Origin of the sequence: Moritella sp., from assembly GCF_033791185.1 — a bacterium.
Classification (GTDB): Bacteria; Pseudomonadota; Gammaproteobacteria; order Enterobacterales; family Moritellaceae; genus Moritella.
On record NZ_JASJHF010000033.1, the window covers coordinates 1 to 9,515 of the forward strand.

9 protein-coding genes are annotated in these 9,515 nt (G+C 42.8%); 3 read left to right on the plus strand and 6 right to left on the minus strand.

Annotation, left to right across the window (positions count from 1 at the left end; genetic code table 11):
• Positions 1-23 precede the first annotated feature (23 nt).
• Complete coding sequence (locus tag QNK26_RS02180; protein WP_319220624.1) at positions 24-962, plus strand: hypothetical protein; 939 nt, start codon at positions 24-26, stop codon at positions 960-962.
• On the opposite strand, the gene QNK26_RS02185 is transcribed toward QNK26_RS02180, so the two are convergent.
• From QNK26_RS02185 to QNK26_RS02200, 4 genes are all read right to left on the minus strand, one after another.
• Entirely contained in the window at positions 959-2,458 is a 1,500-nt protein-coding gene (locus QNK26_RS02185; RefSeq protein WP_319220625.1) for an SLC13 family permease, read from the minus strand. The two genes, QNK26_RS02180 and QNK26_RS02185, sit on opposite strands and share 4 nt — an antisense overlap.
• 245 nt (positions 2,459-2,703) lie before the next feature.
• Positions 2,704-3,582 carry a protease HtpX gene (htpX, locus tag QNK26_RS02190; protein ID WP_319220626.1) on the minus strand — a complete coding sequence of 293 codons (879 nt, stop codon included), beginning with the start codon at positions 3,580-3,582 and terminating at the stop codon, positions 2,704-2,706.
• A gap of 194 nt (positions 3,583-3,776) precedes the next feature.
• Complete coding sequence (locus QNK26_RS02195; protein WP_319220627.1) at positions 3,777-3,962, minus strand: hypothetical protein; 186 nt, start codon at positions 3,960-3,962, stop codon at positions 3,777-3,779.
• A gap of 245 nt (positions 3,963-4,207) precedes the next feature.
• Positions 4,208-4,774, minus strand: a complete 567-nt coding sequence (locus QNK26_RS02200; RefSeq protein WP_319220628.1) for a CDP-alcohol phosphatidyltransferase family protein — start codon at positions 4,772-4,774, stop codon at positions 4,208-4,210.
• A 388-nt stretch (positions 4,775-5,162) separates the two neighbouring features.
• On the opposite strand from QNK26_RS02200, the gene QNK26_RS02205 reads away from it, so the two are divergent.
• Positions 5,163-5,621, plus strand: a complete 459-nt coding sequence (locus QNK26_RS02205; protein ID WP_319220629.1) for an ATPase — start codon at positions 5,163-5,165, stop codon at positions 5,619-5,621.
• A gap of 4 nt (positions 5,622-5,625) precedes the next feature.
• On the opposite strand, the gene QNK26_RS02210 is transcribed toward QNK26_RS02205, so the two are convergent.
• Together QNK26_RS02210 and QNK26_RS02215 are read right to left on the minus strand one after the other, a co-directional pair.
• Positions 5,626-8,286 carry an HAD-IC family P-type ATPase gene (locus QNK26_RS02210; protein ID WP_319220630.1) on the minus strand — a complete coding sequence of 887 codons (2,661 nt, stop codon included), beginning with the start codon at positions 8,284-8,286 and terminating at the stop codon, positions 5,626-5,628.
• Positions 8,283-9,107: a formate/nitrite transporter family protein gene (locus QNK26_RS02215; RefSeq protein WP_319220631.1), complete on the minus strand. Its 825-nt coding sequence runs from the start codon at positions 9,105-9,107 to the stop codon at positions 8,283-8,285. The genes QNK26_RS02210 and QNK26_RS02215 overlap by 4 nt, the downstream gene beginning before the upstream one ends.
• Positions 9,108-9,291: 184 nt before the next feature.
• On the opposite strand from QNK26_RS02215, the gene QNK26_RS02220 reads away from it, so the two are divergent.
• The coding region (locus QNK26_RS02220) for a hypothetical protein (protein ID WP_319220632.1) at positions 9,292-9,515 on the plus strand (224 nt) is incomplete at its 3' end.

Here is a 9,515-nt window from a genome sequence, read left to right on the forward strand (position 1 = left end):
TTATTCAAAGGAAAGTGTGACCTATGAAGACACAGCCAATGCTCGAACAATTTATTCAACGTCATCAGTTGGATGAGGATTATTTAACCCATGCATCAGACAATTTTTCGCCTGCACTAGAAAGTATCGTCTCGCACCAAAAGCAGGCAAAGCAAACTTTTCTCGTGGGTATAAATGGTTGTCAAGGGTCAGGTAAATCAACGCTGGCCGATTATTTAGGCACCCGACTCAGTAGCGAATTTGATTTAAACGTTGCGGTATTATCCCTTGATGACTTTTACTACAGCAAGCAACAACGCAATGAACTTGCCAATCAGATCCACCCTTTACTGCGTACCCGTGGTGTTCCTGGCACACACGATATGACCCTCGCCAATGCGACACTAGAAAAACTTTGTACTGGCGCAACCGCAAACGATCCTGTGCTACTGCCACGGTTTAACAAATTTACTGACAACCCTTACCCAAAATCACAATGGCCAATTGTCGATCGGCCTATTGATGTGATCATCTTAGAAGGTTGGTGTTTAGGCGTGCAACCGCAGCTGATGAAAGATCTTATCTATCCAATTAACAAACTCGAAGCAGAAAAAGACCGATACGGAATTTGGCGCAGTTATGTCAATCAGCAGCTAAAACAAAACTACCAAGGCTTATATCAACGTATTGATCTTTGGCTGATGCTAAAAGCACCGAGCTTCGACAGTGTTCAAGCATGGCGATTAGAACAAGAGAGCAAGCGCCAACAACGCCGCATTAGTGAAGATAATACCCAACAAGAAACCTTCATGACTAGCACTGAAGTACGTGCCTTTACCGCTTATTTCCAACGTATTACCGAGCAATGCTTAACAACCTTACCCAGCCACTGTGATTGGGTATATGAACTCGATAATACGCGAAACATCATTAATACTACGCAACCCGCTTTGGTAAAAGAAACGGCGAGTGAAATAAGTTAAACCATAACGAGAATAACCACATAAACCAGAGACAAACCAGCAAGGCCCATGATAAGTCCCACTCTTGCCATATCCTTGCTGGCAACTAATCCAGTAGCATAGGCTAATGAGTTAGGCGGTGTTGAAACCGGTAATATCATCCCCAATGAAGCTGAACAGGCAACTACCACTAACATTACCAGTAATGATAAGTCATCCATTGAGGTCGCGACCGCCGCTGCAATCGGCATTAATAAGTTGGCCGTTGCCGTATTAGAAATAAAATTAGCCATCAACCAACACACAAAAGACATTACTAACATCACCAGCAAGGCCGGTAACACCGAATAATCAATTGCATTGGCCATAACTGCCGCTAGCCCTGTTTTATCTAACGCTATACCAATCGCAATACCACCAGCAACCAACCACAACACGTCCCAGTTGATCAGTTTCAGCTCTTCTTTGCCGATGATGCCCGTTAGCGTAAATACCGCCAGCGGGATAATCGCAACAACATACGTATTCATGCCATGTAAACCAGTGCTCATCCACAAGATGATAGTCAGCGCAAAAGTAATATAAACCACTATCGCTTGCCAGCTACGCTGAAAGTCACCGCCTAACTGTAAATGTAAACTGTCGCCACTGAACGGGAATAACTTTTGTAACAACCACCACGCAAAGGCTAATAGCACAATCACAAAAGGTAGCCCGAGTATCATCCAATCAAGAAAGCTAACATTATAAAGGCTATCTAGATATTGGAGGGCAATAGCATTGGGCGGCGTACCAATTGGGGTAGCAATACCACCGAGGTTAGCGGCAATCGGTACACTCAAGACCAAAGCTTTTATGCCCTTTTCTTCTTTAGGCACTGACATTAGAATTGGCCCTAACAAAGACAGCATCATCACCGTGGTTGCCGTATTGGACATAAACATAGAAAACAATGCAGTTATCATCATCAAGCCCAACATGATCGATGCCGGCTTAGTACCAAAAGGTTTTAATAATACATTGGCAAGATTGGTATCGAGGGCATACTTATTCGCTGCAATCGCCAATGAGAAACCACCAAGAAACAACACGATAATCGGTGACGAAAAAGCCGCGAAGATATCGTTATAATGCATCAAGCCTTCAATACTGGTCGTAGAATCAAGGCCATCATTAAACAACCGAAAACTATATAGTCCTTGATCGGAGAGCATCACCAGTTCAAGGGCTATAATCAAAATGGAGGTGGCGAAAACCGGCACTGGTTCCAGGATCCACAGCAGCGCAGCGAGTACAAAAATAGCTAACAATCTATGCTGGATAATACTAAGGTCATCAAAGGGTAACTGAGAGGTGGGGACTGAAAGTAAAAATAACGGAATACCAAACGCAATTACTAATTTAACTAATCTTGCCATCAAAGGCTGTCGATCGTCATGCCCTGACTGCTTATTTGTAAGCGCTTTATCTTCAAGCACTTTATCTTCAAGCACTTTATTTACAGTTATGTTCGTCATTAGCTTTAACCTCATAAGCCATTAATTCATAACATATAAAATACACTTTTTCAGGACTAATTATTCGCTGGTCTATCACGTTTTAAGATTACAAATCCATTTAATTAACCATCGAGAGTTCGTTACATAAAATGAGCTTACAGAAGCAAAAATCCCCACAGTTACACGCTTATTATGAGTAAGAGTTAGCGTGTAGCTGTGGGGCTTTGTTCTTTAGACGATGACTTGCCTAAAACACTCGTCGTTTAGAGGTTACGTAATGCGTTAATACGGTTTTGCAGCGGCGGATGGCTCATTAATAGCTCCATCATGGTTTTCTTACCGGTAATACCAAACGCCATCATCGAACCTTCAAGTTGAGTTTCTTGACTTGTTTTAAGACGTTCAAGAGCTGCAATCATCTTCTCTTTACCAACCAGTTCTGCTGCACCAGAGTCTGCTTTAAACTCACGCTGACGGCTGAACCACATTGTTAAGAAGCTTGCCAAGAAACCAAATAGCATTTCTAACGCCATTGATACGATGAAGTAAGTCATAAAGCTACCGCCACCTTCACCCTCACCTTCTTCATCACTCGATGTGAAACCACTGACTGCATTCGCAATAATACGTGATAAGAAGATAACAAAAGTATTCACCACACCTTGCATTAAGGCCATAGTGATCATGTCGCCGTTAGCAACGTGATTAATTTCGTGGGCAACAACCGCTTCAGCTTCATCACGCGTCATTTGTGCTAACAGACCGGTTGAAACTGCAATTAAGGCAGCATCACGTTTAGCACCGGTTGCAAAGGCATTCATCTCGCCAGCATCATAAATAGCAACATCAGGCATGCCAATACCCGCTTGTTTTGCTTGTCGAGTAACGGTTTCTAATAACCAATGTTCATTGGCATTACGAGGTTGGGTGATGATCTCGCCACCAATTGAACGTAGTGCCATTTTCTTCGACATCATTAATGAAATTAACGAACCGCCGAAGCCAAATAATACCGCCATCACCAACAATCCAGAAAGGCTACCTGATTGAATACCTGTAGTTGCATAGACAATGTTTAATACAATACTAAAAACCACCATTACGGCCAGGTTGGTTGCAAGAAATAGCATAACGCGTTTCATATATTTGTGTTCTCCAATAAAAATAGAGTGACATAATATGACAAATTAACGAGAACGCAAATAGATGAGATTGTAAAGAGGAGTAAAGAGTAAAAAATGACCTTTAATCGCCCAAGTCAATTAAAGGTCTAGAAACACTACAATAGCAAAAGGCTGTTAGTAGGCTGAAACAAACACTATTATAATCAGTACGATTAGTTAACCGCGATTTGGATTAGGTCTATCAGTTCATTTTCAGTTGCCGGTTCACGCGCTAAATCTAGCTCTGGTGCCGCACCACCACTTAAAGAATAAACCGTCGAGCCACAGTGATCGTAGTGATACCAAGTACCATCTATACACACGTCCGTGTAACATTTAGGATTGCGTAATAATTCCATCTTTACCACCTTAATCATGTGTTGAGTGTTTTTACATACTGTTCACATTAAATATAAACGCACATCGCCATTGTCGCAATTGATGTAGATCAACGAATAATGTGTTTAGCGATTTCTGAACGCTTTATTTAACTAATTTGCAACATGGACACGAATTCTTTATCATCAAAGTAATCCAATTAATAACGAAACACTCATGAAACAAAGTATGGCTAAATTGAAATTGACACCTTATTAAGTCCGGATCAGTCCATATGATTTTGTTGGGACAACGCCTTACAACCCCAAATATAGACATAGTGGCAACCACTAACAATGGTCATGAAAATGAGTAACCATAGCCCGATCTGAAAACTGAGTGTGGGAAGCACTGGATATACCTGCTGTGTTAATAGCATTAGAGCAAAAACAATCTGTACCGTAGTACTCGTCTTACCCCAGATACTTGGTGCCACTTCATACCGCCCAAATAGTCCATAATAGACAAGCGCACCACTGACAATAACAGCATCCCTCGCCACAATGATCACAGCAACCCACCAAGGCACTAATCCCACGACGGCAAAAGCTAAATAACTACTGATCAACATGACCTTGTCAGAAAGCGGATCGACAATGGAGCCATAACGACTTTCGATATTCAGTTTACGCGCCAACCACCCGTCAACAGCATCACTGATCCCCGCAATTAAGGCTATCCACAATACTGCTGAATAATTTTCATCCAGAATCAACAAACAGATAGGCGCAGCCAAGAGTAAGCGTAACGTTGTTAGGGCATTCGGGAGCTGCTTAATCACAACATTGGTCATAATAGATTATCACCCACTCTTAAATTGCATTCGATACGAATGTATCTAGTTAAAGTGTAGCTAATTAACTTCACGCGGGTTAAAACGTTGCGCTCAAAGCTTGCTCTTCAAGCCGAGTTCGGCAGCCACGGTTAACTTGATTCTGCAAAATGTATTGTTGAAAGCTGTTTCAATACAGCCATTGATATCGATACTTTGGCTGTTGCAACGTTTTATTTACACACCATGATATTCCCGAATACATGCCATTAGTAAAAGTGAAAAGGAAAGCTATACTTTAGCTGCTGTCGAGAGAGTAAAATAGGATCAATCTTCGATTCCAAGTGTATCCAAATTTTAAATCGAAATATCCCTATTACCAAAATCCGTAAATGCGAGGATGATATGTATGCAAATTGAAACGTTAAGAGATGTCCTGCATTGGACACGTGAATTTCACCTGCAGATGGCAAACTGTTTACAATATAGCATCGATAAGAATGAGAGTGAGCGGGCAAAACTGTTACTTAAGTACCTTGGGGAGCATGAACAAAGGCTTGTTAATGTGTTAGCTGGATTTGAAAAAGACACAAGTGAAAGCGTTCTCAACACATGGTGTTATGAATATCTCGATAAGACCCCAATTGTACGCCACCAGCAATGTGAGGTGCCATTCTCACAATTAAAATCTACTGATATCATCCCTGAAATCATCAACCTCCATCAGCAGGTCATTGATCTTTATAACTACTTACAGAGCAGAGCGGAATTACCCTCCACTAAGGAGTTGTTAACCCAACTGGCTGACTTGGAACAGCACAAAATAATGGAAATGGTGCAAAGTGCAAACAGGTTAGAGGATTTATAAAACGCTATGTTTTTTCATTCTGAGATAAACCGGGCTTATTACGTCTGTTATCAATCCATTTATGCAGTTCATCTACGCCAATAAGCAGCAGCGCGATCCCCAATAGGCTTGACCATTGCGCAAATGATACCGGTTTAATTTGCAGTAACGTCTGTAGTCCCGGTGTATACATAGCAGCAATATGCACCCCCTGTGCGGCAAGCATACCAAGCAGTAAAAGTTTATTACCAAAGAAATATTGCTTAAAGATCGACAAGCTTTCAGAGCGACTGTTTAAGACATGTACGTTTTCAAATAACACCATCAGTAAAAGCGTAATATTGCGGGCATCATACTCAGAGACCCCCTGATCTATTTGCCATTTAAAAAGTGCAAAAGCCAGACTGCCCATAACAATGGCAGTAACAACGACCCGCTCTATCATCCGGTGATTAAAAATAGCCTCATTGGGCGAACGCGCGGGCTTATCCAGTTCACTCCCTTCTTCCGGCTCAAATGCCAGCGCCTTATCCTGGATACCATTAGTCACTAAATTAAGCCATAACAGCTGCAGAGGAAGCAGCGGTAACGGTGTACCAAAAAGCAGCGAAAACATCACCAGTAATATTTCCGCCGCCCCAGTAGAAATTAATAGATAAATCACTTTACGGATATTATTGTAAACAATGCGTCCCTGCAGGATACCCTGCACAATTGACGCAAAATGATCATCGGTAAGAATGATATCAGCATTTTCCCGCGCCACATCTGTACCTCGTAGCCCCATCGCGATACCCACATGGGCGTGTTTTAGCGCTGGTGCATCATTAACACCATCACCAGTCACGGCAACAAAGTCACCGTCATTCATGATCTGTTCAATAATTTGTTTTTTTTGATGGGGAGATACACGTGCAAACACGTTAGTACTGTGGACACACTCACTGAATTTAGCAGGCCCTAGTTCATAGGCGGCGTTCAATTGCAGTCCAGTGACCGCCGCCATGCTTTTATCTGCAATGCCAGCCTGCTCTGCCAGAGCTAATGCGGTTATAGGGTGGTCACCGGTGATCATAGCAACATTAATCTTGGCAGTTTTACACTTTTCTACTGCATTTTTAACATCGGGGCGCAAAGGGTCTATCATGCCGACCAAGCCAGCAAAGCTCAGGTCATGCAGCGTATCTTCGAGTCTAACGGGTACCCCATTAAGATTTTCATCTATATATCCATAAGCTAACCCAAGGACACGATAACCTTTACTCGCCAGTGCATTAGCTTGCTGTGCTATAGCAGGTTTTTTATCATCTCCGCACATCTCCAGTAGTGTTTCTACACTGCCTTTGACAAATATACAGTTCTTTCCTTGGTACCTGTTGATACTAGCGCAGTAAGCCCGCTCTGATTCATAAGGGATCTGGGCCTGCTCAGGGTAAAGAGCCCGCGCCTCTTTATAATCAATGCCGTATTTTGCAGCCAGTACCAAAAAGGCGACATCAACCATGTCACCCTGACCACACCAGCCAGATTCAGTTTTTTCAAGATAGGCTTCATTAGCCAGCAATCCTGCCAGCGTCAGCAATTCAACGGGTCGGTTATTATCCTGCTCATTCACCGCGCGGATCTCTCCCTGCACATCGACACCTTCACCGCTGACTTGATACTGACTGCCGTCTGCTAACCAAACATGCTGAATCGTCATCTCATTAACAGTTAGTGTACCGGTCTTGTCTGAGGCAATATAAGTACAAGAGCCCAGCGCCTCAACAGCCATAAGGTTACGAATAATGACCTGTACTTTTGCCATTCTCACCATACCGATGGCAAGCGCGACAGTGATCGAGGCTGGTAGCCCTTCAGGGATCGCCGATACGGCTAGGGCAACGGCCAGTAAAAAGACACCACCGAGTTCATCCCCTCGTAACACAGTAATAATGAAAATAACTGTGATTAAAATTAAAATGCCATAGGTTATACGCAAGGTAAACGCTTCAATACGCTGCAACAGTGGTGGCTTAGTCTGCTGGCCTTCCACATCTGTGGCTATCTTACCAATTTCCGTATTTACACCGGTGGCTGTTACGTGTCCACTACCCCGCCCGCGCATGACAACAGTGCCGGCAAAACAACACTGCTTCTGACCTGTGATCGAAGTAGCCTTTTCTGAACCGTTTTCAATACCGCTACCCTGAGTTTGCTTAACCGATTTATGCACAGCAACAGATTCACCAGTAAGCATTGATTCGTCGACCTGCAGATCATTATTGCTGCATAAGATGATATCTGCCGGTACCTTGTCACCAGGTACCAACTGCACAAGATCATCAAATACAACATCTTGGCTATGAATTTTAATGGGTTTATTGTTACGAATTACCGTGGCATAAGAGGGCACCATTTTTTTTAATGCGCTGGCCGCCCTTTCGGCTGAATATTCCTGAAACGTGCCGATAACTGCATTAATAAATAACACGACAAGGATAAAAAATGCATTGATTTTTTGACCCAGTGAAAATGACACTACAACCGCAGCCAGCAGTACATAAACAAAAGGACTCTTAAACTGGCGTAAAAATATAAAGCCAATATTCAGTGGTTTGGATTCGGGTAATATATTTGGACCAAACTTGGTAAGATTTTTCTCCGCCTGCTGCCTAGTCAGATTTGGGGGATAAGAGTGAGTCATGACTTAGCAATATTTCGTCGATAAATGATGTGATAGACCAAACCTACCAACAAACTGCCACCAACCAAATTACCTAAGATAACTGGCACTAAATTACCTAAAAATCCAAACCAAGTAACTGCATCGGCACTGATAGCCGCATTACCGAACGCTTTTTCCAACATCGCCAACGGAATGATATACATATTAGCAATACTATGTTCAAAACCCGCGGCGACAAAGGCTGAAATAGGAAAAATAATGGCTACAGCTTTATCTATCACGGTGCGGCCTGCAAATGCCATCCATACAGCCATACACACCAGTATATTACACAGGACGCCTTTAAAAAAAGCGGTCCAAAATGGCATACTGCATTTCAACTGCGCTATTTTTATATACTGCTCGGCAATCGCCCCATTGTTCATATCAGTATGACCAGATAGAAACACCAACAGCGCCAAACCTGCTGCACCAATGAAATTGGCCAAACACACCAGCCCCCAATTTTTCAGCAGTTGTGAGGTGGTTATTTTGCCCTCAGCCCAAGCCATCGCCAGTAAATTATTACCAGTAAACAATTCAGCACCCGCCACAATGACCAGAATTAATCCTAACGAGAACGCTACTCCACCCAGCAATTGACCTGTAGCAAAACTCAGTGATGCATCCGACTTTATCAGCACAAAATAAAGTCCACCCAACCCGATAAAGGCACCGGCAAGTATGCCTAGCATCACAACAGACAGCACTGGCAAATGCACCTTCGCCACCCCGACATTATTTACACGCTCAGCAATTTCTTTTGGTGAAAATGCATCTAATCCAAATAGTCCCGACATTGTAACTCCCTGATATTTGGTAATGATTATGTTTCACGTCGAAAATTAAGCATAGCTTAGTTTTTAATTTTGCGAAAAATAATAAATACCAAATTATCAACTAACACTCAGCTGCTATACTTTCATTCTTAGCATAATAAATTCCAGCTAATACTCACTCAGCTTAACGCGAATAGGCTCTGCTATGACCGATACTACAACTACCGCTACTAACCTAGGGGCAGAGGCTGCGACCAACACGACTGCGGATCTTATTAATACAATTTGTCCGTTTTGCGGTGTCGGTTGCGGCATTTGCCTGAAAGTAAATACGCAGGGGCAACTCATCGGTGTAGAGCCGCAGCAAAATCATCCGGTTAGCCGTGGTAAGTTATGTGAAAAAGGCTGGAGTACAGCTTACGCCATAGC